This window comes from Cyanobium sp. Cruz CV13-4-11 (assembly GCF_024346055.1).
Taxonomy (GTDB): domain Bacteria; phylum Cyanobacteriota; class Cyanobacteriia; order PCC-6307; family Cyanobiaceae; genus Cyanobium.
On the sequence record NZ_JAGQCH010000011.1, the window covers coordinates 78492 to 102038 of the forward strand.

Genomic DNA, 23547 nt, shown 5'->3' on the forward strand with positions numbered 1-23547 from the left:
ATCGATGAGCATCCACGAGAAGCCGGCGACCAGATACTCCCTGGAGGACGACCTCTATTCCTCCTCCGACCTTTCGGTCACCCTGCCGAAAAGCCATTTCCCCAGCAAGGAGCACAATCCCCGCGCCGTGTTCGCCGCCATCCGCGACGAACTGATGCTGGATGGCAATTCCCGCCAGAACCTGGCCACCTTCTGCCAGACCTGGGTGGAGGACGAAGTGCACGCCCTGATGGATCTGTGCATCGACAAGAACATCGAGGACAAGGACGAATATCCCCAGACCGCGGAGATCGAAGCCCGCTGCGCCCGCATGGTGGCCGACCTCTGGCACGCCCCCGCAATCGAGGGGGCCATCGGCTGCTCCACCACCGGCTCCAGCGAAGCGGCCATGCTCGGGGGCCTGGCGATGAAACGCCGCTGGGAGGCCCGGCGCCAGGGGCAGGGGAAGCCCATCGATCGGCCCAACCTGGTGACCGGACCGGTGCAGATCTGCTGGCACAAGTTCTGCCGCTACTGGGACATCGAGCACCGCGAAATCCCGATGCAGCCCGATCAACTGCTGCTGACCCCCGAGGCGGCCCTCGGGCTCTGCGACGAGAACACCATCGGCGTGGTGCCCACCCTGGGGGTCACCTTCACCGGCCAGTACGAACCCGTGCAGGCGCTGGCGGCCGCCCTCGATGACCTGGAGACCCGCACCGGCCTCGACATCCCCATCCACGTGGACGCGGCCAGTGGCGGCTTCCTGGCTCCCTTCTGCGCCCCCGATCTGGTGTGGGATTTCCGCCTGCCGCGGGTGCGCTCGATCAATGCCTCCGGCCACAAGTTCGGCCTGGCGCCCCTGGGGGTGGGCTGGGTGCTGTGGCGCCAGACCACCGATCTGCCCGAGGAGATGGTGTTCTGGGTGAATTACCTGGGCGGCAACATGCGCGACCTCACCCTCAACTTCTCCAGGCCGGGGGGCCAGGTGGTCTGCCAGTACTACAACTTTCTGCGCCTGGGCCGGGAGGGCTACCGCAAGGTGCATGCCGCCTGTTACGCCACGGCCCAGTACCTGGCCAGGGAGATCGCCAAGCTGGGGCCCTTCGAGATCCTCTACGGCGGTGAGGATCAATCGGGCATCCCCGCCCTCTGCTGGAAGATCCGGGAGGGAAGCGACGTGAACTTCACCCTTTACGCCCTCGCCGACCGCCTGCGGGTGCGCGGCTGGCAGGTGCCGGCCTACACCCTTCCCGCCCACTGCCAGGACATCACCGTGCAGCGCATCCTGGTGCGCCATGGCGTCAGCCGGGACCTGGCCGATCTGCTGCTGGAGAACATCCGCCAGTCGCTGGATGGCTTCGCGAGCCACCCCAGCCAGGGCGCCCTCAACGGCCCGGAGCTCTCGGGGTTTCACCACTGATCGCCGTCCAGGCCGCCAGCACCTCCGCCACCGACCAGGCCTGGGCCATGCAGCCCCGCGGGGCATGGGGGGCGTCGCCGTCGAAGATCTCGCTGAGGCTGCCCAGCCCCGCCGCGCCCAGGTGATCGGCCATGGGCTCCAGGAACGAAAGCGCCAGAGCCGCATCGCCATGCAGCCGGAAATGGGCCCGGGCGAAGGGCCCCAGCCACCAGGCCCACACCGTGCCCTGGTGGTAGGCCCCATCCCGCCGCTGGGCGTTGCCGCCGTAGTGGCCGCAGTAGTCGGGATCGGCCGGATCCAGCGTGCGCAGCCCGTGGCGCGTCAGCAGCCGCCGGCCACAGAGCGCCAGGACGCTGGCGGACTGGGCTGGGCTGAGCAGGGGCTCCGGCAGCGACAGGGCCAGCAGCTGGTTGGGCCGCAGCCGGTCATCCGGGCGGCCCGAGGGGCCGTCGATGACATCAAAACAACAGCCCAGCTCCGGGTTCCAGAAGCGCTGAAAGCCCGCCGCGGCCCGGTCCGCCAGGGCCTGCCAGCGGCCCGGATCGGCCCCAGTGAGCCGGGAGAAACCGGCCATGGAGAACAGGGCGTTGACCCACAGGGCATTCACCTCCACCGGCTTGCCGTGGCGGGGGGTGATGGCCCGATCCCCTGGCTTGGCATCCATCCAGGTGAGCTGGGTTTCCCCCTCCCCGGCGGCCAGCAGCCCGTCGACCGGATCCATGCGGATCCCGAACCAGGTGCCGGAGATGTGGTGGTCAAGGATCACCTCCAGCTGGGGAAGCAGCTCCCGCACCAGGGCGTCGCTGCCGCTGGCCTGGCGATGCTCCGCCAGGGCCTGGAAGAACCACAGCGTGGCGTCCACCGTGTTGTAGGAGCGCCGGTCCAGGGGTTGGTCGGCCCGGTCGGGGAAGCTGTTGGGGATCAGCCCGTGGCTGCCATGGGCGGCGTAGGTGCGCAGGATGCGCTCGGCCCGGTCGCAGCGGCCCGTCGCCAGGGTGAGCCCCGCCAGGCTGATCATCGTGTCGCGGCCCCAGTCGTTGAACCAGGGGTAACCGGCGATCAGCGAGGCGCCCTCCGGGCCGCGTTCGACCACGAAGGCATCGGCCGCCAGCACCAGCTGGCGGATCCAGGCGGGTGCCGTCGGCGCCAGGGCGGGTTGGGCGGCGGCCCAGGAGCGCAGCAGAGCGTCCTCGTGGTCGCGGCGCTCGGCCAGGGCCCGCTGGCCATCGGTGCCGACGTCCCGGCAGGTGCTGGCCACGACGGTGACGCCCGGGTGGTGATCGCTGAGGGTGACGGTGAGGGTGGCCGCCCGCAGGTGCTCGGCCGTGCTCGCCAGCCCCCGCTCGGCCTCCGCCGCCAGGGGCACGCCCTCCACCCAGAGCGGCGGCTCCTCCAGGCACCAGTGGCCCCGGTCGCTGAGCAGCACGAACGGCGCCACCGCCAGCGGCCGCACCTCCACCCCCCTGGCCTGGGGCGCCAACACCAGGTCCAGCTCGGGACGCTCGCCGCCGTGGGGGGAGCGGTGCTGCACAAAGGCCGTCAGGCGGAGCTGGAGCGGGCCGCCGCGCACCAGCCGGTAGCTCACATGGGTGGTGTTGGCCCCCTGGGCCATCCAGATCCGCTTCTCCAGCAGGGTCTCCCCCCAGGCGAAACGCCAGCGGGGCACGCTGCCCTCGAGGGCAAAGGACACGATCCGCAGGGGCCCGCAGCCCTCCGGATCCCCATCCACCGACTCCTGCAGCTGGCTCACCAGCAGGGTGCGCTCCACCGGCGGCGCCAGGGCCGCGATCAGCAGGCCGTGGTAGCTGCGGCTCGGCGCCCCTGACACGGTGCCCAGGGCATACCCGCCCAGGCCGTTGGTGACCAGCCACTCCCGCTCAGCCGCCAGGCGGGGGTCGCCGCAGATCTCGCTGCCGAAGCTGATCAGGGGCCATGGCCCGGCGCTGCCGTTCCACACAGAATCCTGGGCCGAAAGGATGGAACCAGGCTGAACCACCGTGAGTGCCTACAGTGGTGGCAACCTGCAAGCAACCAGCTATACCAGTGCGAACGCTCTACCTGCGCAACGTCCCCGATGACGTGGTTGAGCGGCTTGAACGGCTGGCGGTCGAGGCGGGCCTGCCCCTGAGCTCTTTTGCTGTCAGGGAACTCGCCGAGGCCTCCCGACGGGCGAACGCGGCGGATCTTCTGGCCGCCCTCCCCGATCTGAAGGTGCCCTCCGACGACATCGTGGCCACCCTCCGTGCGGAAAGAGACGCCAGGTGATCGTGGCCGATGCTTCCGCCGTGGTGGCGGCCCTCCTCAACGACGGGCCGGCGCGGCAGAGCCTCTCCTCGCAGCCGGTCCATGCCCCCCATCTGTTGGATGCGGAGGTGCTTTCGGTGTTGCGGCGCCTGAACCTGGCAGGCCGGCTGGATCAGCACCTCGCCGAGGCGATGATCGAAGCCCTGGCCCAACTCGGGATCCGGCGCCATGGCGGCACCGAACTGTTGTTTCGGATCTGGGGTCTGAGGGGAAACCTCACCGCCTATGACGCCTCCTACGTGGCCCTGGCGGAATCGCTCGCCTGCCCCCTGCTGAGTGCGGATCGAAGACTGGCCAGGGCGGCAGGACCCTTGTGCGCGATTCACCTGGTGCCTGGATGAGCCCTGCCGCCGCGGGACATTTGTCCCGGAGGCTCCAGAGGGGGCCGCAGAAGTGACTCCCTCCTGGAAACGGTTTCAATCGAGCCATCTCTCCGTTCGACGCGTAAACTGCAGCAGTCCCGTCAGCAGTCCCGTCAGCAGTTCTGGAAGCAACCGAGAATAGCCAATAGCTCCATCTTATTGTATAGAATGTAATGAGGCTGGTCACTCGCCATGGCAGACCCAGGTTCAAGACAGCTTTTCGAATCAGGCGAACAGAGCATCTTTCGAGAGCTAGATGCTGAGTACATGAAATGATGTGAGGCCGCGGGAGTCGTCTGCAGTCGATAGGACTTCGCCCTGAAATGGCTTGGTCAATGCACCGGCAAATGTGAATTCCTCAGCCAAGAGTATGTCTCCGCAGCTTCTCACCTGCCTGCAAGAGTACACACTCAAAGCTGATGGGCCAACAAAAGTTGGAACAACCTGGTGGCACTCCACACCCACGAAGCCTGGTATTTGGCCCTGGCGCTTCGGCACGGTGCGGCGCTGATGAATCGCGGATAGACCGCTGGCGAAGGCCGTCCGGTTTCAGGACTGTCGCGTCTCAAGCCTCCGCAATGTCCACTGTGGAGACAGCAGCGACTCCCCCTTGAGCTTTCTCGAGCCCACCAATCTGCTGCTGCTGGCCTGCGCCCTCCTCTACGGCCTGATGGGGGAATGGATTGTTGCTCGCCGGCATCGGCCTGGGGTTGTGGCTGCTGCTGATGGCGTTCCCCGCCCTGCTGGTGGCCGGCCTGCTGAACCGCCAACTCACCTGAACCCGCCAGCATCGGCAGGCTCGGTCACCGTTCGTTGGTGGCTGCTGAAAACAGCAGCGCGGAGCAGCAGCCTTGCTGCATAAGCCATGACCTTATGCAGCAAATCCTCAGCCATTGGAATGGAGCAGGGAGGTTTCGTGTATGTTACGCTACATCTGGTTAATTCTGCTGATACTCAGCACCAGAAAAGGGTACCAGCGCTTGAATGTTCTGCTTGTTTACCCAGAATTCCCGAAAACATTTTGGAGCTACGAAAAGATTCTTGAGCTGGTGAACCGCAAGGTTCTGCTGCCGCCACTCGGGCTGGTCACCGTAGCCGCCATTCTTCCCCAGGATTGGAACTTCAAGCTGGTGGACGTCAATATCAGGCCAGTCTCCGATCAGGAGTGGCTTTGGGCCGATCTCGTGATCATGTCGGCCATGATCGTCCAGAAAGACGACATCGTCCGCCAGATCAATCTGGCCAAGCGCCATGGCAAGCCCGTGGCCGTCGGGGGACCCTACCCAAGCTCCACACCCGAAGAACTGGTGGCCGCTGGGGCCGACTACCTGATCCTCGATGAAGGGGAGATCACCCTGCCCCTGTTCGTTGAGGCCTGGCAACGGGGCGAAACAGGCGGCCGCTTCAGCTCCGATGGCGTCAAGCCGGATGTGTCCACCACACCCATCCCCCGCTACGACCTGCTCGAGCTCAGTGCCTACGACTCAATGAGTGTGCAGTTCTCGCGCGGCTGTCCTTTTCAGTGCGAATTCTGCGACATCATCGTGCTCTATGGCCGCAAGCCACGCACCAAGACGCCGGACCAACTCATCGGCGAACTCAACTGCCTCTTCGACATCGGCTGGCGCGGTGGGGTGTTCATGGTGGATGACAACTTCATCGGCAATAAGCGCAACGTCAAGCGGATGCTCACGGTGCTTGAGCAATGGCAGAAGGTCCATGGTTATCCCTTCCGCTTCGATACCGAGGCCTCCCTTGATCTGGCTGACGATCAGGAACTCATCGACCAGATGCTGGCGTGCAACTTTGCCGCCGTCTTCATGGGCATCGAGACGCCGGACACCGACAGCCTCGCAGCCACGATGAAGTTCCAGAACACGCGCTCACCCCTGCTCGAATCTGTCGACAGGGTGACCCGCTCCGGCCTGAGGGTGATCGCGGGATTCATCATCGGCTTTGATGGCGAAAAGGAGGGCGCCGGCCAGCGGATCGTGGCCTTCTCGGAGGCCGCAGCGATCCCCACAACCACCTTCGCGATGTTGCAGGCTCTGCCCCATACGGCCCTGTGGCACAGACTGGAAAAGGAAGGGCGGCTGATCGACAAGGTCGGCAACATCAACCAGACCACCCTGATGAACTTCGTACCGACCCGGCCGGTGGAAGACATTGCCAAGGAGTATGTGGAGGCCTTCTGCCAACTATACGAACCTCATCGGTATCTCGATCGAGTTCATCGCTACTTTCTGAAACTCGGCCCCCCCAGGGTGAGGAGCGCCTTCAAGCTTCCCGAACGCGCAGTGGTCCGCGCATTGCTGATCGTCTGCTGGCGACAAGGCCTTAAACGCTCCACACGCTGGGCCTTCTGGCACCACCTGTTCCACATCCTCTGGGCCAATCCCAAGGTGGCGGAGCAATACCTCGCCGTCTGCGCCCACAACGAGCATTTCATGGACTATCGGGACATCGTGCGGCTGCAGATTGAGAATCAGTTGGCCGCCTATGGCCACCAACAGGCACAGGCTCGCCAGGCGCTGATCGATCGTCCTCGTATCGAGAACGCGACAGTGACATCCCCGTGACATCGCCGTGAAGAGGGACCGGTTCGGTGCCGACGGTTGGGAGCTCAGGCCGCCCGTTTGAGCTTGGTGGGTTCGCTCGTGTCCGCGAGGCCCAGGAGGCTGGCGGCGTAGCTGTGGGCCTCGCCGGAATCGCCGCCGGCCAGTTCCGCCAGCTCCGCCTGGCGCTCGTGAGTGTCCCGCAGGTGGGACACCCGCGTGTGGGTGAGGCCGGCCTCAACGCTCTTGCTGACCCGGAAGTGGTGCTGGGCCGCGGCGGCCACCAGGGGCTGGTGGGTGATGCAGAACACCTGGCGCTGCTCCGCCAGCCGCCGCAGCAGCTGGGCCATGGCACCGCTGACGCGCCCGCTCACGCCCGCATCGATCTCATCGAAGAGCAGCGTGACGTGGGGGTCGGCTGCCGCCAGGCAGGTTTTCAGGGCCAGCAGGAAGCGGCTCATCTCGCCGCCCGAGGCCACCTCCGCCAGGGGCGCCGTGGGCTGACCCGGGTTGGCGGAGAACAGGAACTGCACCGCATCGGCCCCCTCCTCGCCGGGCTCGGCGGCACTGATGGCCACGGCGAAGCGCACGTTGGCCAGGCCCATGGGCCGCAGAGCCGCCATCAGCTGCTCCTCGAGGCGCCGGGCGGCGGCGGTGCGTCCCTGTGTGAGCAGGGCATTGGCCCGATCACGCCCCTTGCGGGCAGCGGCTTCGGCAGCCTCCAGGCCCGCCAGGGCAGCCTCGGCATCCGCCCCGGCCAGCTGCTCCCGCAGGCTGTCGCGCCGAGCGATCAGTTCGGGCAGGGTCTGGCCGTGACGGCGCTCCAGGGCCTTGAGCTGGGCCATGCGCTCCTGCAGCAGGGCCAGGCTCTCCGGATCGCTCTCCAGCAGGGAGCCGTAGCGATCCAGATCCCTGGCCAGGTCCTGCAGCCCGGCCAGGGCATCGGCGCAGGCCCCGTGCAGGGCCACCACGCCGGCGTCGAGTGCGGCCATGGTCTGCAGCTCCTGGTCGCAGGCCGCCAGGTGGTCGAGCACCGACGGGGCGGCCTCAGCCCCCTCCACCAGCCGGCCGATCAGGGCCATCACGCCCTGCTGCAGCCGCACCGCGTGGGCCAGGCGGTCCTGCTCCCCCTGCAGCCGCTGGCGTTCGGCGGGATCCTCCAGCGCCGCGGCCTCCAGCTCCGCCAGCAGTTCCTCCTGGCGGTCCCGCGCCAGGACGAAGCGCTCCCGGTCGGCGCGGGCCCGCGCCAGGGCGTCGGCCTCCCCCTTCCACTGCAGCCAGGCGGAGCGGGTGGCCTCGAGGGCCGCGGCCAGGCCCTCCCCGGCGAAGCGATCCAGCCAGCGGCGCTGCTGGCCAGGGCGGCCCAGCTGCTGGGTCTGGCCCTGCACGGTGAGATCGAGCAGCAGGGGCCGCAGTTCCAGCACCTGGCCGCGGCCCACCACCACGCCGTTGAGCCGGTGGCGGCTGCTGATCCGGCCCTCCTGCAGGCGCCAGTCACGGCTGAGCAGCAGCTCGCCCTCCTCGGCCTCCAGCTCCTGGCGCTCCAGCCAGTCGCGCACCGGGGGAGACAGGCTGAAGCTGGCCTCGATGCGGCCCCGCTCGGTGCCACGGCGCAGCAGACGGGCCCCCTGGCTGCCCTGGGCGCCGCCGAGCAGGGCATCGAGGGCATCGAGCAGGATCGACTTGCCGGCACCGGTCTCGCCGGTGAGCACGGTGAACCCGGTCGAGAACGCCAGCTCCAGCCGCTCGATCAGGGCGATGTTCTCGAGGCGCAGACCCGTGAGCACCCAGGCCTCCGGTGAGCGATCGGTACGTGGCCCGACCGTAGCGGCTGTGACTTTCGTTTAGAAGGGGGTTTCGCCTGCCGGCGCCACGGCGGTGCCTCCAAGCCATGGTTTCCTCCCCCCCAGCCCCCGCCGCGACCCCCGAGCGCCTGACCGCCACCGTCGAGATGGGCATCGAGATGGGGGACTTCCTGGAGGCAGCCGGCCTGCTCAGCTACGACCCGGCCGCCATCACCCGCATCTACGCCGGCCACCCGATGCGCCTGGTGCGGCGGGTCTGGCAGACGCTCGTGCCGATCGGCCTCTATCTGCTCGGGGTGGGCGTCGACAAGATCACCGGCCAGCTGGCCAACCCCGGCCGGGCGCGGCAACGGGCCCGGGAGTGCGCCGAACTGCTGGTGGCCCTGGGGCCTGCCTTCATCAAGGCCGGCCAGGCCCTCTCCACCCGTCCGGACATCATTCCGCCGGTGCTGCTCGAGGAGCTGGCCCAGCTGCAGGACCAGCTGCCGGGCTTCGACAGTTCCCTGGCCATGGCCTGCATCGAGGAGGACCTGCAGGCGCCGGTTGAAACGATCTTCGCCGCGCTGGAGAAGGAACCGATTTCCGCCGCCTCCCTCGGGCAGGTGCACCGGGGGGTGTTGATGGGCGGCGAACGGGTGGCGGTGAAGGTGCAGCGGCCGGGATTGCGGGAGCAGATCACCCTCGACCTCTACATCGTCCGCAACATCGCCGCCTGGCTGAACCGGAATGTGGGGCTGATCAAGAGCGATCTGGTGGGGCTGATCGATGAACTCGGCAAGCGGGTCTTCGAGGAGATGGACTACATCAACGAGGCCACCAACGCCGAAACCTTCGCCCGCCTGCACAGCCATAACCCCCGCATCGCCGTCCCCGCCATCTACCGCCAGGCCACCAGCCGCCGGGTGCTGACGATGGAGTGGATCGACGGGGTCAAGCTCACCAACCTGGACGCGGTGCGCGCCCTCGGGGTCGACCCCGACAAGATGGTGGAGGTGGGGGTGAACTGCAGCCTGCAGCAGCTGCTGGAGCATGGGTTCTTCCACGCCGATCCCCACCCCGGCAACCTGCTGGCCCTTGCCGACGGGCGGCTGGCCTACCTGGATTTCGGCATGATGAGCGAGGTGTCGCGGGAAGCGCGCACCGGCCTGATCGAGGCGGTGGTGCACCTGGTGAACCGCAACTTCGGGGCGCTCTCCAAGGACTTCGTGCAGCTCGGCTTCCTGGGCGAGGCGGTGGATCTCGAACCGATCGTGCCGGCCTTTGAAACGGTGTTCGGCCAGGCCCTGGAGATGGGCGTCAGCCGCATGGATTTCAAGGCGGTCACCGACGACCTCTCCGGGGTGATGTACCGCTTCCCCTTCCAGGTGCCGCCGTACTACGCCCTGATCATCCGCTCGCTGGTGACCCTCGAAGGCATCGCCCTGAGTGTCGACCCGGACTTCAAGATTCTCGGCGCCGCCTACCCCTACTTCGCCCGCCGGCTGATGGAGGATCCCGATCCGGAGCTGCGCCGCAGCCTGCGGGAGATGCTCTACGACGGCGATGAATTCCGCTGGCAGCGGCTCGAAAGCCTGGTGGCCAGCGCCTCACTCCAGGAACAGCTCGACCTCGACGGCCTGCTCGACCAGGTGCTCGATTTCCTCTTCTCCCCCACCGGCGGCCTGCTGCGCCAGCAGCTCGTCGATGCGCTGGTGCAGCAGATGGATGCCCTGGCCTGGAACACCACCCTGCGGCTGGGCCGGCGGCTGCCGAGCCGCTTCCTGCCGCCGGGCCTGCGGGCCCTGCCCCCCACACCGGCGACCCCACCGCTGCTGGACCTCGAACCGATCCAGCAATTGCTGGCGATCCTGCGCGACCTGCCCGGCTTCGAGCCGTCCCTGCTGCTGAAGCGTCTGCCGCGGGTGCTGGGGGAGCCAGATCTGCGTCGCATGGGACTGCAGGTGGCCAAGGGTCTGGCGGAGCGGGGGCTGGTGCACCTGCTGCGGGATGTGCTGGTGACACCGGCGGTGCGCCAGGCGGCCGGTGTCTCCGGCGCCTGAGATCCGTAGAGTCGGGTCAATGAAAGGGAGTCATCTGTGAACAAGCGGCGAAGGCTTGTGGCCGCTGTGCTGGGTCTGGGACTGTGCTGGTCGACTCCCGCGGCCTTCGCCACCGAGAATCTGGTGTTCACCAGCGGCGCCTTCCGACGCTCGATCCCCGTGGCGGATCTGGAGCACTTGGCCACCACCGGCGAGGCCAGAGGTCTTCTGGGGGATGTGCTGCGCCTCGGCCGCCAGAACCCGAAGGACGTCAGCAAGCTGCTGAATGAATCGGTACAGCTGCCGATCGTTCTGATGAGCCGCCTGCTCAACACCCGCATCGGCGAGGCGATCCTGGCCCGCCTGGCCCGGATCCTGTTCCCCCTGAGGGCCCCGGAGGCCGGCGTGCCCGCCCTGCGCGCCGCCATGGTGCTGGGTACCTACGAAGGCAAGGGGTCGCTTTCGGCGATCAGCTTCCTGCGGGCCTACCCGACCCGGGAACTGGAGGTGAGCATTCCGGCCCTGCTGGGTCTGATCTCCAAGGCGTCCTCGATCAGCGAGCTGGTGCGCTTCTTCTCCGAATCCCCCCTCGACGGCCTGCGGGGCAACGAGCCCCAGGCGGCCCCCGCCACGCCGGCCCCGACCAAACCCGCCCCCTGACGTCCCAGACCGGAGCCTTACATTGACGTCAGCCTCGCCGCTGTCCCCTGTGCCCCTGCTACGAGCCCTGCGACGCCTGGGCCGGCAGCCCACCATGCAGGACTGGCCAGGGCTGATCGAGGCCTACCGCTCCTGGCTGCCGGTCAGTGACGCCACGCCGGTGGTGACCCTGCGCGAAGGGGCCACGCCCCTGATTCCGGCGCCGGTGATCGCCGAACGGGTGGGCCGGGGCGTGAAGGTGTTCCTCAAATACGACGGCCTCAACCCCACCGGCTCCTTCAAGGACCGGGGCATGACGATGGCCATCAGCAAGGCGAAGGAGGCGGGCTCGGAGGCGGTGATCTGCGCCAGCACCGGCAACACCTCGGCGGCCGCGGCGGCCTATGCCCGCCGGGGCGGCATGCGGGCCTTCGTGCTGATTCCCGACGGCTACGTGGCCCAGGGGAAGCTGGCCCAGGCCCTGCTCTACGGCGCCGAGGTGCTGGCGGTGCAGGGCAACTTCGACCGGGCCCTGGCCATCGTGCGGGACGTGGCCGACCGCTACCCGGTCACCCTGGTCAACTCGCTCAACCCCTACCGGCTGCAGGGGCAGAAGACAGCCGCCTTCGAGGTGATCGATGCCCTCGGCGAGGCCCCCGACTGGCTCTGCATCCCGGTGGGCAACGCCGGCAACATCAGCGCCTACTGGATGGGCTTCAAGGAGTACCGCCAGGCGGGCCACAGCACGGTCCTGCCGCGGATGATGGGCTTCCAGGCCGCCGGTGCGGCGCCGATGGTGCTGGGGCACACGGTGGAGCAACCGGACACGATCGCCACGGCGATCCGCATCGGCAATCCGGTGAACAAGGAGAACGCCCTCAACGTGCGCAAGGAGAGCAACGGCGATTTCATGGCCGTCACCGACGCCGAGATCATCGAGGCCTACAAGCTGCTGGGCCAGGGGGAGGGCATCTTCTGCGAGCCCGCCAGCGCCGCCTCGGTGGCGGGTCTGCTGAAGCGACGGGAGGAGGTGCCAGCCGGCGCCACGGTGGTGTGCGTGCTCACGGGCAACGGCCTCAAGGACCCGACGACGGCGATCGAGAACAACGACGCCACCTTCCACACGGGCATCGCCCCCGACACCGAGACCGTGGCCAAGGTGATGGGCTTCTGAGCCGCTGACGCTGGCCCAACCGTCTGGGGAAATCCTGGGAGTTTCCCCCCTTCCTCGCTGGAGAGTCCGGGGAGGGGATCACCGCCTGGGCAGACGCTGAATTCCCCAGGCCCGGGAATCGGGGGAAAACGCCCCGAAACGGCCCACTTGTACGGCCGATTCCCCAGCCCTTCGCCCGGCAAACGCCAGTGAGGCCAGGGGAAGACAGCCTGTTTACCCGTTTTCCCCCGCCCCTACGGCGACAGGCTGTTTCTCTTCTTCCCAATCCTTGATTGATCCTCTGAACAGTCGGAAGACCACCCGTTGCGCTTTGGGGCGCCCTGTGAAACCGTGGGGCCTCAAGAACGCCGTTCTGCCGTCGCCGGCACCCGCCATGAAGCTGGTCTGCTCCCAGGCTGAACTCAACGCCAGCCTGCAGCTGGTCAGCCGGGCGGTGGCGACGCGGCCCACCCACCCGGTGCTGGCCAACGTGCTGCTCACCGCCGATGCGGGCACCGGCCGCCTCAGCCTCACCGGCTTCGACCTCAGCCTCGGCATCCAGACGAGCCTGCCCGCCGCCGTCGAGACCAGCGGCGCCATCACCCTGCCGGCGAAGATGTTCGGCGAGATCGTGGCCCGCCTGGCCACCGACAGCCCCATCAGCCTCAGCTGCCCGGAGGGCGAGGAGCAGCTGGAGCTGACCAACCTCTCGGGCAGTTACAAGATGCGGGGGATGCCCGCCGACGACTACCCGGACCTGCCCCTGGCCCAGAGCGGCACGCCGATCCGCTTCCACGCCGAGGCCCTGGTGAAGGGCCTGCGGGCCACCCTGTTTGCCAGCAGCCAAGATGAGAACAAGCAACTCCTGACCGGCGTGCACCTGCGCCTGGATGGCGAGGGTCTGGAGTGCGCCGCCACCGATGGCCACCGGCTGGCCGTGCAGCGCCTCTCCCATGCGGTGGAGGCCGCCGCCAGCCCCGAGGCGGAGGTCGCCGGCGCCGATGGCGCCGATTTCGCCGTCACGGTGCCGGCCCGCTCGCTGCGGGAGCTGGAGCGGATCCTCTCGGGCCGTGGCTCCCAGGAGCCCCTGAGCCTGTTCTGCGAGCGCGGCCAGGTGGTGGTGCTCTCCGCCGACCAGGTGCTCACCAGCCGCAGCCTCGATGGCACCTACCCCAACTACCGCCAGCTGATCCCCCCGTCGTTCCAGCGCCGCCTGGTGCTCGACCGTCGCGCCTTCATCGCCGCCCTGGAGCGGGTGGCGGTGCTGGCTGATCAGCACAACAACGTGGTCAAGATCAGCGCCGACCCCGCCGCCGGCACGGCCACGATCCGGGCTGATGCCCAGGACGTGGGCAGCGGCTCCGAATCGCTGGCGGCCACGATCGAGGGGGAGGCGATCGAGATCGCCTTCAACGTCCGCTACCTGCTCGATGGCCTCAAGGCCATGGGCTCCGACCAGGTGGTGCTGCAGTGCAATGCAGCCACCACCCCGGCCGTGCTTTCGCCGGTGGGGGCCGACGAGGCCTTCACCTACTTGGTGATGCCGGTCCAGATCCGCACCAGCTGAACGCGTGGGCCTTCCCGACCAGCTGCTGCTGAGCGATCTGTTGCGGCGGCAGGTGCGTTGCGATCAGGGCCTCGAGCGCGGCGCCGGGGTGCTGGCCTGGATGCACCCGCCGGTGCACCGGCTGCTGGGCTGGGCCAGCCGGCCGTCGGCCTTCGCCCAGAAGCGGCTGGTCTGGCGGCTGGATCAGCTGCGGGGGCTGGGGGAGCAGGAGGTGTTCGTGAAGGGGGAGCCGGCGGAAACGGACGCGGTCACCCTGGAGCGGCTGCCTACCCTGATCGATGCGGCCCTCAGCGGCGCCGATGACGTGCCCCTGGGGCTGGTGGCCGACGCCGCCGTGGAGCTGCGCAGCGGCCGCATCCTGCACTACCTGGTGGCCCGCAGCGATCCGCGGCTGCCGGGCACCAGCCGCTGGCGCCTGAGCCCCGACCGGATCGTCGACCAGCAGCCCGGCCGGGTGTTCACCGCCCTGCGGGGCCTCGATGACCTGCCGGTGGCCCGGGCCAGCGTGCGCCAGCAGCTGCTGCGGCGCTCCCGCCGCTGGAAGGAGCAGGTGCAGGAGGTGGGCGGCCGCGTCGAGGAGCGGCTGGAGGGCTGGCTGGAGGAGCCCCCCTGGCCGGAGGCCTTCCGCGAGGAGATCCCCTGGCCCGAGCGGGACCGGGACCCCGAGCGGGACCCCCGCGACCGCTACGACGGCGACCCCTATCCGGAGCAGCGCTACGCCAACGATCGCGACGAGCCGGACCCGCTCGAGGATTGGCCCGAGGAGGAGGAACCGGAGGCGCCGTTGCCGGAGCCGCCGGCGCCCCGTCGCGATCGCTACCGGGGACGGGAACCCCACGGGGACGACGACCCCTGGATCTGATACTGGAGGGCCGTTGCCGCGCCCCCCGGTGGTTTCTGCCTCGACTGCGTCCTTCTCGGTGCCCGAGGCCCTGCGCAAGGAGGGCCTGAGCCAGGGCGATTACGACGAGATCGTGCGTCGCCTCGGCCGGCCCCCCAACCGGGCCGAGCTGGGCATGTTCGGGGTGATGTGGTCGGAGCACTGCTGCTACCGCAACTCCCGCCCCCTGCTGGGCCAGTTCCCCACCAGCGGCCCCCGCATCCTGGTGGGACCGGGAGAGAACGCCGGCGTGGTGGACCTGGGCGAGGGCCAGCGGCTGGCCTTCAAGATCGAGAGCCACAACCACCCCTCGGCGGTGGAGCCCTTCCAGGGGGCGGCCACCGGGGTGGGGGGCATCCTGCGGGACATCTTCACCATGGGGGCGCGCCCGATCGCCCTGCTCAACGCCCTGCGCTTCGGGCCGCTGGAGGACGAACGCAACGTGGGCCTGATGGAGGGGGTGGTGGCCGGCATCGCCCACTACGGCAACTGCGTCGGCGTGCCCACGGTGGGCGGTGAGGTGGCCTTCGACCCCAGCTACGGCGGCAATCCGCTGGTCAACGCCATGGCCCTGGGCCTGATGGAGACCGACGACATCGTCTGCTCCGGGGCGGTGGGCGTCGGCAATCCGGTGGTGTACGTCGGCAGCACCACCGGCCGCGACGGCATGGGCGGCGCCAGCTTTGCCAGCGCCGAGCTCACCGAGGCCTCCCTCGACGACCGGCCCGCCGTGCAGGTGGGCGATCCGTTCCTGGAGAAGGGGCTGATCGAGGCCTGTCTGGAGGCCTTTCAGAGCGGCGATGTGGTGGCGGCCCAGGACATGGGCGCCGCCGGCCTCACCTGCAGCTGCTCGGAGATGGCCGCCAAGGGGGGCCTGGGCATCGAACTGGATCTCGATCGGGTGCCGGCCAGAGAGTCGGGAATGACGGCCTACGAATTCCTGCTGAGCGAATCCCAGGAGCGGATGCTGTTCGTGGTGGCGGCCGGCCGGGAGGAGCCCCTGATGGAGCGCTTCCGCCGCTGGGGCCTGCAGGCGGCGGTGGTGGGCCGGGTGCTGCAGGAGAACGTGGTGCGGGTGCTGCAGCACGGCGAGCTGGCGGCCGAGGTGCCCGCCAGCGCCCTGGCGGACGACACGCCGATCAACCACCACGAGCTGCTGGCCGAACCCCCGGCCGAGATCCAGGCCCACTGGACCTGGAGCGAAGCCGAGCTGCCGGCGGCGGCCGGCGGCCTTTGCCTCGCGGAGGGGGTGCTGGGCTGGGGCGACGTGCTGCTGCGTCTGCTCGATGACCCCACCATTGCCAGCAAGCGCTGGGTGTACCGCCAGTACGACCACCAGGTGCAGGCCAACACCGTGGTCCTGCCCGGTGGCGCCGATGCGGCCGTGATCCGGCTGCGGCCCCAGCAGGGGCCGGGGGCGATGGCGGCGGCGACGCGCGGCGTGGCAGCGACGGTCGACTGCCCCAACCGCTGGGTGGCCCTGGATCCGGAGCGGGGCGCCATGGCGGCGGTGGCGGAGGCGGCCCGCAACCTCTCCTGTGCCGGGGCCGAGCCCCTGGCTGTCACCGACAACCTCAATTTCCCCTCCCCCGACACCGCCACCGGCTACTGGCAGCTGGCCATGGCCTGCCGCGGCCTGTCGGCGGCCTGTAGCGCCCTGGCCACGCCGGTCACCGGCGGCAACGTCTCGCTGTACAACGAGACCCGCCTGCCCGACGGGCGGATGCAGCCGATCCACCCGACTCCGGTGGTGGGCATGGTGGGGCTGGTGCACGACCTGACCCAGGTGACGGGGCTGGCCTGGCGCCAGCCCGGTGATGCCATCTGGCTGCTGGGGGTGCCGCTCCAGGAGAGCGGCGACGGGCGCCTGGGGCTGGGGGGCAGCAGCTACCTGGAGGTGGTGCATGGCCGGCTCACGGGACGCCCGCCCCTGGTGGATCTGGACCTGGAGGTCCGGGTGCAGGACTTCCTGCGCCGGGCGATCGCGGCGGGCTTGGTGCGCTCCGCCCACGACCTCTCCGATGGCGGTCTGGCGGTGGCGCTGGCGGAGGCCTGCATCGCCTCCGGCCTGGGGGCAGAGCTGGATCTGCCCGCCGGAGAGGCCCGACCCGACCGGCTGCTGTTCGCCGAGGGCGGGGCGCGGCTGCTGGTGAGCGTGGCCCCCGTAGAGGAGGCGACCTGGCAGGCCGCCCTGGCGGCGGCTGGTGCGGCCGTGCCGGCCCAGCTCCTGGGCACGGTGACGGCGGAGTCCAGCCTGGTGGTGGCGCGGGGCGGCGAGCCGCTGCTGGCGCTGGCAGTGGAGCAGCTGCGCGACACCTACGAGCAGGCGATTCCCGGCCGGTTGCGGAAAGCCGGGCCCCCGCCTGACAGGTAATGGGCCAAGATGAAGCCGGTCCTTGGTCCGAGCCTGCCGTGCCCTTCGCCGATTACCGCGATGCGCACGCTTCCCTGACCACCACCGCCTCCGAAGCCCAGGACGGCCTCGACAGCGACCGCCCCGACAAGCCGGAGGAGGCCTGCGGGGTGTTCGCCGTGCTGGCGTCGGGTCAGGCGGTGGCCAACCTCACCTATTTCGGGCTTTACGCCCTGCAGCACCGGGGCCAGGAGTCGGCGGGCATCGCCGTCTTCGATGACGTCAAGGTGCGGCTGCACAAGGACATGGGCCTGGTGAGCCAGGTGTTCGACCAGGAGGTGCTGGAGCGGATGCCCGGCCAGTTGGCCGTGGGCCACAACCGTTATTCCACCACCGGCAGCAGCAAGGTCTGCAACGCCCAGCCCGTGGTGCTGATGACGCGGCTGGGGCCCCTGGCCCTGGCCCACAACGGCAACCTGGTGAATGCGGCCGAGCTGCGGGACTCGCTCGCCCACCTGGCGGGGGAGTTCACCTCCACCACCGACTCGGAGCTGATCGCCTTTGCGCTGCAGGAGGCGGTGGATTCCGGCCTGGGCTGGAACGCGGCGATCCGGGCGGCGGCGGCCCGCTGCCGCGGTGCCTTCAGTCTGGTGATCGGCACCCCCGACGGCCTGTTCGCCCTGCGGGACGGCCACGGCATCCGGCCGTTGGTGTTCGGGATGCTGGGCGAACTGGAGCAGGGCCAGTGGGTGGCCAGCAGCGAGAGCTGCGGCCTCGACATCATCGGCGCCAGCTTTGTGGATGATGTCCAGCCCGGTGAACTGATCCACTTCCGCCAGGCCGATCCGATCCCCGAGCGGCAGCGCTGGTGTGAGGAGCCCAGTAAGCTGTGCGTCTTCGAGATGATCTACTTCGCCCGGCCCGACAGCCGCTTCTTCGGCGAGTCGCTCTACAGCTACCGGGTGCGGATCGGCGAGGTGCTGGCCCGGGAGAACCCTGTGGCGGCCGACATTGTGATCGGTGTGCCCGATTCGGGCATCCCGGCGGCGATCGGCTATTCGCACACCAGCGGCATCCCCTTCGCCGATGGCCTGATCAAGAACCGCTACGTCGGCCGCACCTTCATCCAGCCCACCCAGGCGATGCGGGAGGCGGGCATCCGCGTGAAGCTCAACCCCCTGCCGGATGTGCTCTCCGGCAAGCGGGTGGTGGTGATCGACGACTCGATCGTGCGCGGCACCACCAGCCGCAAGCTGGTGGCGGCCCTGCGGGATGCGGGCGCCACCGAGGTGCACATGCGGATCAGCTCGCCCCCCGTCACCCACCCCTGCTTCTACGGCATCGACACCGACACCCAGGACCACCTGATCGCCGCCCGGCTGACGCTGGAGGAGATCGAGCGGCACCTGGGCGTCGACTCACTCAGCTACCTGAGCAAGGAGGGCATGGTGGAGGCGGCCCAGGCCAACTCCAGCCATTTCTGCACCGCCTGCTTCGACGGCAACTACCCGATCGAGATGGACGAGGAGGTGCGCAACAGCAAGCTGATGCTCGAGCCCACCGGTCTGGCGGCGCGGGTGTAGGCCCGGCGGCCGGCCGCACCATGCGCATCGCCTTTCTCGATTCCTGGCTGCAGGACGTGGCCGAGGGCAGCGGCACGGCGGCGGCCATCGGCGGCCTGGCCGGGGCCCTGGCGGCCCGGGGCCACACGGTGGAGCGGCTGGTGCCCGAGGGGGCCTGGCCCCGCAACCTGCTGCTGCGCCGCCTCTGGTTCAACCTCAGCCTGCCCCGGCGTCTGGCGGCTGCCGAGGGCCGCTACGACCTGGTGGTGGGCTTCGACATCGATGGCTTCCGGGTGGCGCACCGCTGCCCGGTGCCCTACGTGTGCTGCATCAAGGGGGTGCTGGCGGAGGAGTCGCGCTGCGAGAGCGGCTGGCCGCGGCTGATGCTCTGGGGCCTGTCGCGGCTGGAGCGCCTCAACGCCCGCCGGGCGCCGCTGGTGCTCTCCACCAGCCGCTACTGCTGCGAGCGAATCGAAGCCCACTACGGCGTGCCCGCCGCTCGGCTGCGGCTGGTGCCGGAGGGGATCGATACCGGGCTCTGGAACCCGGCGAGCGAAGACGCCACCGCCCTGGCCGCCCTCGACGACGCCCGCCAGCCCCACACGGTGCTGTGCGTGGCGCGCCAGTACCCGCGCAAGCGGGTGGGGGATCTGATCACCGCGTTCCAGAGCGTGCAGCAACGGCTGCCCAGCGCCCGGCTGGTGGTGATCGGTGACGGGCCGGAGCACGGGGCGCTGCGGGAGCTGGTGCAGCGGCTGGGGCTGGGTGACGTGGTGCAGCTGCTGGGGGCCCTGCCCGACGACACGGCCGTGCGGGAGTGGTACCGCCGCAGTGCGGTGTTCTGCCTGCCGTCGATCCAGGAGGGCTTCGGGATCGTGTTCCTTGAGGCGATGGCCAGCGGGCTGCCGGTGGTGAGCACCACGGCCACGGCGATCCCCGAGGTGGTGCCCCACGGCCGGGCTGGGTTACTGGTGCCGCCGCGGGATCCCCAGGCGCTGGCCGAGGCCCTTCTCAAGTTGCTCACCGATCCCGAACTGCAGGCCAACTGCAGGGCGTTCGGCCGCGATCACGTGGGGCCGTTCAGCTGGGACCGGGTGGCGGAACGGTTCCTGGAGGCGGTGTCGCCCCCGGCAGCCGCCGGATCGTGACCAGGCCGCGGCTGCGGCCCGAGGTGGAATCAAGGGTGCGGATCGCCTTCCAGAGGTCGGCGACCGGAACCCACACCGAGGGGTAGCGGTAGCGGGCCACATCGAGGATCAGCACCCGGTCGGTGGGGGCGTGGAAAGCCGCGAGGGGGGCGATGTGGCCGCCGCCGGCCTGGCCGAGGGTCGGGCGCAGGTAGTTGGCCAGGAGGCGGTCGCCGGGCTGGCTGAGGTTGGCGCGCAGCAGGGCGCGGAACTGCTCCAGGCTGAGCCGGTCGCCGTGGATCGCTTCGGCCTTCACGCCATGGCTGGAGAGCAGGGCGGCCAGCTCGGCCAGGGTCATGCCCTGGCGCCGCACCACCTCGGCGTTCACCACCTGGCTGCCGGCCGGCACCTCGAAGACGTTCTCCTGGGTCCAGAAGCGGTAACGGCCGTAACCCGGCACGGCCGGGGCGGGCACGGCCAGGCTGTTGAGCACCATGGCGGCACTGGCCACACCGCAGTAGGCGAGGTTGGCCTGGGTGAGGAACTGTTCGGCCAGGGGGCCGTAGTCGGCCCGCTCGCCGCTGGCCACCAGCAGCTCCATGCCCGCCGGCTCCATCAGCGGGATCGGCGCCGCCTGCAGCCGCCCGGCCGCCAGCGGCGCCGCCAGGGCCAGCGACAGCAGCACCAGGCCGGAGAACGGGGATGGGGGGCGCGACGGCATGGCATTGAAGGTAGGGGAGCCATCAGGGTGCTGGGGCGCGCCCGTGATCAGCCGAGTTCCAGGCAGGCCAGGCCGTAGACATCGCGAAGGGACACCACCGGCGGAAGGCCCCGGTACATGCGCAGGGTGCGGGAGACGGGACTGAATCCCAGCGACGCCAGCAGCGGGGCGGCGGCGGCATTGGCGCCGGGGGCATCGATCAGCACCGTGCCGGGATGGCGCTGCAGCAGGCCCTCGAGCAGGGCCCGGGCGGCGGCGGGTCCATCGGCCACCAGGGGCCCGAGGCGCCAACCGTCGCCGTTGGCCAGCAGGCAGGGCCGCACCCGGCCGAAGCCGTGGCAGGCGCCGCCGCGATCCACCAGGGCCAGCACCGTGCCGGCCGGATGGCGGAGCCACTGGCGCAGGAAGTGGGGGCGGGGCGAGGGTTCCCGCTCGGCATCGAAGCGCTGCACGGCGGCGGTCGGGATGGCACCGCCCTCCAGCAGGCACCAGGGGGGTTCCGGGGCGGCGGACACCGGAGCCGGGGCGCCGGCGGCGGGTAGCCGCTGCCAGCGGCTGGTGGGGGAGGCGAGCGCAAAGCCCCAGCCGGCGTAGTCGTCGATCCGGTCGGGGGCGGCCTCCAGGCCGATGCAGGGCACGTCCGCCAGATGCTGGAGGGCGTGACGCCACAGCTGCAGGCCGTAGCCCCGGCCCCGCTGGGCCGGCACCACCAGGAACAGGCCGATGAAGCCGTAGGACGCGTTGTAGCGGACCCCGGCGATGCACCCCACCGGCTCATCGCCGAGCCAGCTCACCCAGAGGCCCTGGCGGTCGGTCTGGCGGTAGATGGCCACATCGCCCACCCCCGGCGCGAAGCCCTCCTGGCGGGCCCAGCCGGTGATGGTGGGGATGTCGGCGCTCTGCAGCGGGCGGATGGTGAGGGGGGAGGGGCGGCTCCGGTCGGGCGTGCTCACCAGATCGTCTCCAGCTCCGGAATGGCGCGGAGCTTCTCGTCGGCGCTGATCAGGGGCCGGCGGCCCTGCAGGGCCGTGGCGGCGATGAGGCGATCGGCCGGGTCGCCATGGCGGAACTGGGGCCCCCGAGAGAGCAGGGCGATCTCGGCGGTGATCGGCAGCACCTCCAGCCGCAACGCTTCGAGCAGATGGCGCAGGTAGAGGGCCGGGGGTACGGCTTCCGGGAGGGTCAGCCGCCCGCGTTCGTGCAGCAGGGCCAGCTCCCAGAGGCTGATGTCGGCGATGGCCAGCTGGCCCTGGGCGCGCCCCTGCGTCAGTGCCGCCGCGGCGCGTCGGGACAGCCGGGCGGGCTCATGGGCCCAGAACAGCAGGACATGGGTGTCACAGATGGTCAGCATCACCGGCGCCTTCGAGATCGGCGTCGCCATCGGCGATCGATGCAACGACATCCCCCAGCGTGACGCTGCCGCCCAGCCCCTCCAGCCAGCGGCGGGCCTCCTCGGCCGGGTCCTGTTCCGGCTCGATGCGGGCAATTACCCGGCCATGGGAGGTGACCTGAATGGCTTCCCCGGCCTGCACGCGCTTGAGCCAGGCCGGCAGGTTCTGGCGCAGGTGGGTCACGGAGACGCGCGCCATGGTGGGCGTCTGTCCATGGGGTCTGTACAGATTAGGGCGTATCTGGATTGGTCTGGCGTGGGAACTCTCAAGAGTCCCCCCCACTTTCAAGGCCATGGTCGACGCCTGCCGTTCCCCCGGCCTGATCCAGCGCTATCGCGAGGAGCTTCAGGTGCGCCATTACGCCCGCCGCACCGTGAACACCTACGAGCAGTGGCTGCGGCGCTTCCTACGGTTTCACGGCAGGCGCCACCCGCGCGAGATGGGCAGTGCGGAGGTGAATGCCTTTCTGAGCCACCTGGCTGTGGAGCTGCAGGTGAGTGCCTCCACCCAGAACCAGGCATTGGCAGCGCTGCTGTTTCTGTACCGACAGCTGCTGAAGCGGGATCTGGAGCTGGAGGGGGTGGTGCGGGCGCGGACACGGCGCCGGCTGCCGGTGGTGCTCAGCGAAGCGGAGGTGCGGGCGGTGCGCCAGCGACTGGAGGGAGAGCCAGCCCTGGTGGTTGGGCTGCTGTATGGAAGCGGGCTCAGGCTGATGGAAGCGCTGCGCCTGCGCGTGAAGGATTTGGATGTTCAGCGACGGGAGCTCACGGTGCGCGACGGCAAGGGCGGCAAGGACCGGCTGACGGTGCTGCCCCAGAGCCTGGTGCCTCAGCTGCAGGAGCATCTGCTGAAAGTGCGCCATCTGCATCGGGGTGATCTGGCGGCGGGCTGGGGCCGGGTGGTGATGCCCTATGCCCTGGAGAGGAAATACCCGAAGGCGGACCGGGAGTGGGCCTGGCAGTGGGTGTTTCCCCAGGGCCGACTGAAAGTCTCGTTAATCCCTCTCCAGCGCCTGGATCCCGCTCCAGCCGAGCATCCTGTTGATGTCGTGGGCCACGGCCATCAATCCAGCCCTGATGGAGCGGAAGCCATTGGTCCGCAGCAGGTTGAGGCCCAGGGTGCGCAATAGCGCCAGAGCCTGAACGCCGTTGCGTTCGGCATAGCGGTGGGCGTCCTCGCCAAGTTGCACATCACGGACCCAGTGCCACTCGTTCTCGATTGCCCAGCGCTGCCGCACAAGGCGCAGCAGGGCCTTTGGGCTGGTACGCATCGTCGTGATGAATTGGTGGACGTGGCGGAATGGCTTGCCGTCACGTTGGCCTGAGGACACCAGTTCAATGATCCAGCTGGCGCCGATCCAGCGTTCGCGGATCGCCTCTGTGGCGTTGCGGGCTCTCAGTTCCCAAAGCACCTGGCGGCCGTGACTTTTCTCGAAATCGCTCTCCTCGACAGGGAAGTGACGCTGGTATCGGAACTGATCGGCGATCTGCCGGTGCAGTGTGCGCTGATTTTTCTTGACGGTCAGGAGCAAGTCGGCCCCCTGTTCTGCTGCGAGCTGAAAAAAGACGGTGAGGTGTGGAGGGCCGCGTCCCTTTGCGTGGTGTAAAACTCGAGGCCCGAATGCCCTGATCAGAGGGTGAACAGGTTGGAATGACGGGCTGTCATTCCGGAGGTGCAGATGTACCTCATCGTTCCACGATGAATTGGA

At 69.3% G+C, this 23547-nt stretch carries 19 protein-coding genes and 1 pseudogene; 13 read left to right on the top strand and 7 right to left on the bottom strand.

What is annotated here, in order from left to right; genetic code table 11:
* Window positions 1-4 precede the first annotated feature (4 nt).
* On the top strand, window positions 5-1402 hold the full coding sequence (locus tag KBZ12_RS10090; RefSeq protein WP_254957813.1) for a glutamate decarboxylase: 1398 nt from the start codon (window positions 5-7) through the stop codon (window positions 1400-1402).
* Here the strand turns inward: KBZ12_RS10090 and KBZ12_RS10095 are convergent.
* Entirely contained in the window at window positions 1368-3398 is a 2031-nt protein-coding gene (locus tag KBZ12_RS10095; RefSeq protein WP_254957814.1) for an amylo-alpha-1,6-glucosidase, read from the bottom strand. The genes KBZ12_RS10090 and KBZ12_RS10095 overlap by 35 nt on opposite strands.
* 47 nt (window positions 3399-3445) lie before the next feature.
* On the opposite strand from KBZ12_RS10095, the gene KBZ12_RS10100 reads away from it, so the two are divergent.
* From KBZ12_RS10100 to KBZ12_RS10110, 3 genes are all read left to right on the top strand, one after another.
* Window positions 3446-3667 carry a hypothetical protein gene (locus tag KBZ12_RS10100; RefSeq protein ID WP_254957815.1) on the top strand — a complete coding sequence of 74 codons (222 nt, stop codon included), beginning with the start codon at window positions 3446-3448 and terminating at the stop codon, window positions 3665-3667.
* A 2-nt stretch (window positions 3668-3669) separates the two neighbouring features.
* Window positions 3670-4047, top strand: coding sequence for a type II toxin-antitoxin system VapC family toxin (locus KBZ12_RS10105; RefSeq protein ID WP_254957816.1), 378 nt, complete (start codon window positions 3670-3672; stop codon window positions 4045-4047).
* Window positions 4048-5048: 1001 nt separating this feature from the next.
* On the top strand, window positions 5049-6647 hold the full coding sequence (locus KBZ12_RS10110) for a B12-binding domain-containing radical SAM protein (RefSeq protein WP_254957832.1): 1599 nt from the start codon (window positions 5049-5051) through the stop codon (window positions 6645-6647).
* A gap of 44 nt (window positions 6648-6691) precedes the next feature.
* On the opposite strand, the gene recN is transcribed toward KBZ12_RS10110, so the two are convergent.
* Entirely contained in the window at window positions 6692-8410 is a 1719-nt protein-coding gene (gene recN / locus KBZ12_RS10115; protein ID WP_254957817.1) for a DNA repair protein RecN, read from the bottom strand.
* 164 nt (window positions 8411-8574) lie between these two features.
* On the opposite strand from recN, the gene KBZ12_RS10120 reads away from it, so the two are divergent.
* From KBZ12_RS10120 to KBZ12_RS10155, 8 genes are all read left to right on the top strand, one after another.
* The gene (locus KBZ12_RS10120; protein WP_254957833.1) at window positions 8575-10467 is read left to right on the top strand and encodes an AarF/ABC1/UbiB kinase family protein; all 1893 of its coding nucleotides are present in this window, start codon (window positions 8575-8577) and stop codon (window positions 10465-10467) included.
* Window positions 10468-10503: 36 nt separating this feature from the next.
* Window positions 10504-11106, top strand: coding sequence for an alpha/beta hydrolase (locus KBZ12_RS10125; protein ID WP_254957818.1), 603 nt, complete (start codon window positions 10504-10506; stop codon window positions 11104-11106).
* Between the two features lie 94 nt (window positions 11107-11200).
* Window positions 11201-12259, top strand: coding sequence for a threonine synthase (gene thrC / locus KBZ12_RS10130; RefSeq protein WP_254957834.1), 1059 nt, complete (start codon window positions 11201-11203; stop codon window positions 12257-12259).
* A gap of 373 nt (window positions 12260-12632) precedes the next feature.
* Window positions 12633-13805 (top strand): DNA polymerase III subunit beta, encoded by a 1173-nt coding sequence (gene dnaN / locus KBZ12_RS10135; RefSeq protein WP_254957819.1) that lies wholly within the window; start codon window positions 12633-12635, stop codon window positions 13803-13805.
* 4 nt (window positions 13806-13809) lie between these two features.
* Window positions 13810-14667: an RNA methyltransferase gene (locus KBZ12_RS10140; protein ID WP_254957820.1), complete on the top strand. Its 858-nt coding sequence runs from the start codon at window positions 13810-13812 to the stop codon at window positions 14665-14667.
* 28 nt (window positions 14668-14695) lie between these two features.
* The gene (gene purL / locus KBZ12_RS10145) at window positions 14696-17059 is read left to right on the top strand and encodes a phosphoribosylformylglycinamidine synthase subunit PurL (protein ID WP_254957821.1); all 2364 of its coding nucleotides are present in this window, start codon (window positions 14696-14698) and stop codon (window positions 17057-17059) included.
* Window positions 17059-18621: an amidophosphoribosyltransferase gene (purF, locus tag KBZ12_RS10150; protein ID WP_254957822.1), complete on the top strand. Its 1563-nt coding sequence runs from the start codon at window positions 17059-17061 to the stop codon at window positions 18619-18621. The genes purL and purF overlap by 1 nt, the downstream gene beginning before the upstream one ends.
* 20 nt (window positions 18622-18641) lie before the next feature.
* Window positions 18642-19748: a glycosyltransferase family 4 protein gene (locus KBZ12_RS10155; RefSeq protein WP_254957823.1), complete on the top strand. Its 1107-nt coding sequence runs from the start codon at window positions 18642-18644 to the stop codon at window positions 19746-19748.
* Here the strand turns inward: KBZ12_RS10155 and KBZ12_RS10160 are convergent.
* Genes KBZ12_RS10160 through KBZ12_RS10175 form a run of 4 tightly spaced genes read right to left on the bottom strand, consistent with a single transcriptional unit; the run spans window position 19681 to window position 22037 of the window.
* Window positions 19681-20448: a phytochelatin synthase family protein gene (locus KBZ12_RS10160; protein WP_254957825.1), complete on the bottom strand. Its 768-nt coding sequence runs from the start codon at window positions 20446-20448 to the stop codon at window positions 19681-19683. The two genes, KBZ12_RS10155 and KBZ12_RS10160, sit on opposite strands and share 68 nt — an antisense overlap.
* 47 nt (window positions 20449-20495) lie before the next feature.
* Window positions 20496-21401: a GNAT family N-acetyltransferase gene (locus tag KBZ12_RS10165; RefSeq protein ID WP_254957826.1), complete on the bottom strand. Its 906-nt coding sequence runs from the start codon at window positions 21399-21401 to the stop codon at window positions 20496-20498.
* The gene (locus KBZ12_RS10170; RefSeq protein WP_254957827.1) at window positions 21398-21799 is read right to left on the bottom strand and encodes a type II toxin-antitoxin system VapC family toxin; all 402 of its coding nucleotides are present in this window, start codon (window positions 21797-21799) and stop codon (window positions 21398-21400) included. Before KBZ12_RS10170 ends, KBZ12_RS10165 begins: the two co-directional genes overlap by 4 nt.
* The gene (locus KBZ12_RS10175; protein ID WP_254957828.1) at window positions 21783-22037 is read right to left on the bottom strand and encodes a type II toxin-antitoxin system Phd/YefM family antitoxin; all 255 of its coding nucleotides are present in this window, start codon (window positions 22035-22037) and stop codon (window positions 21783-21785) included. The genes KBZ12_RS10170 and KBZ12_RS10175 overlap by 17 nt, the downstream gene beginning before the upstream one ends.
* Window positions 22038-22131: 94 nt before the next feature.
* Between KBZ12_RS10175 and KBZ12_RS10180 the strand changes: the two genes are divergently transcribed.
* Entirely contained in the window at window positions 22132-22968 is an 837-nt protein-coding gene (locus KBZ12_RS10180) for an integron integrase (protein WP_254957829.1), read from the top strand.
* A 30-nt stretch (window positions 22969-22998) separates the two neighbouring features.
* Here KBZ12_RS10180 and KBZ12_RS10185 read toward each other — a convergent pair.
* Window positions 22999-23370, bottom strand: a pseudogene (locus tag KBZ12_RS10185) (ISAs1 family transposase); the annotation flags it as partial.
* Between the last annotated feature and the right edge of the window lie 177 nt (window positions 23371-23547).

Coding starts and splice junctions, on each gene's coding strand:
- KBZ12_RS10090 (WP_254957813.1), top strand. CDS start 5: ATGAGCATCCACGAGAAGCCGGCGACCAGATACTCCCTGGAGGACGAC.
- KBZ12_RS10120 (WP_254957833.1), top strand. CDS start 8,575: ATGGGCATCGAGATGGGGGACTTCCTGGAGGCAGCCGGCCTGCTCAGC.
- thrC (WP_254957834.1), top strand. CDS start 11,201: ATGCAGGACTGGCCAGGGCTGATCGAGGCCTACCGCTCCTGGCTGCCG.
- dnaN (WP_254957819.1), top strand. CDS start 12,633: ATGAAGCTGGTCTGCTCCCAGGCTGAACTCAACGCCAGCCTGCAGCTG.
- purF (WP_254957822.1), top strand. CDS start 17,059: ATGGGCCAAGATGAAGCCGGTCCTTGGTCCGAGCCTGCCGTGCCCTTC.
- KBZ12_RS10155 (WP_254957823.1), top strand. CDS start 18,642: ATGCGCATCGCCTTTCTCGATTCCTGGCTGCAGGACGTGGCCGAGGGC.
- KBZ12_RS10160 (WP_254957825.1), bottom strand. CDS start 20,448: ATGCCGTCGCGCCCCCCATCCCCGTTCTCCGGCCTGGTGCTGCTGTCG.
- KBZ12_RS10170 (WP_254957827.1), bottom strand. CDS start 21,799: ATGCTGACCATCTGTGACACCCATGTCCTGCTGTTCTGGGCCCATGAG.
- KBZ12_RS10175 (WP_254957828.1), bottom strand. CDS start 22,037: ATGGCGCGCGTCTCCGTGACCCACCTGCGCCAGAACCTGCCGGCCTGG.
- KBZ12_RS10180 (WP_254957829.1), top strand. CDS start 22,132: ATGGTCGACGCCTGCCGTTCCCCCGGCCTGATCCAGCGCTATCGCGAG.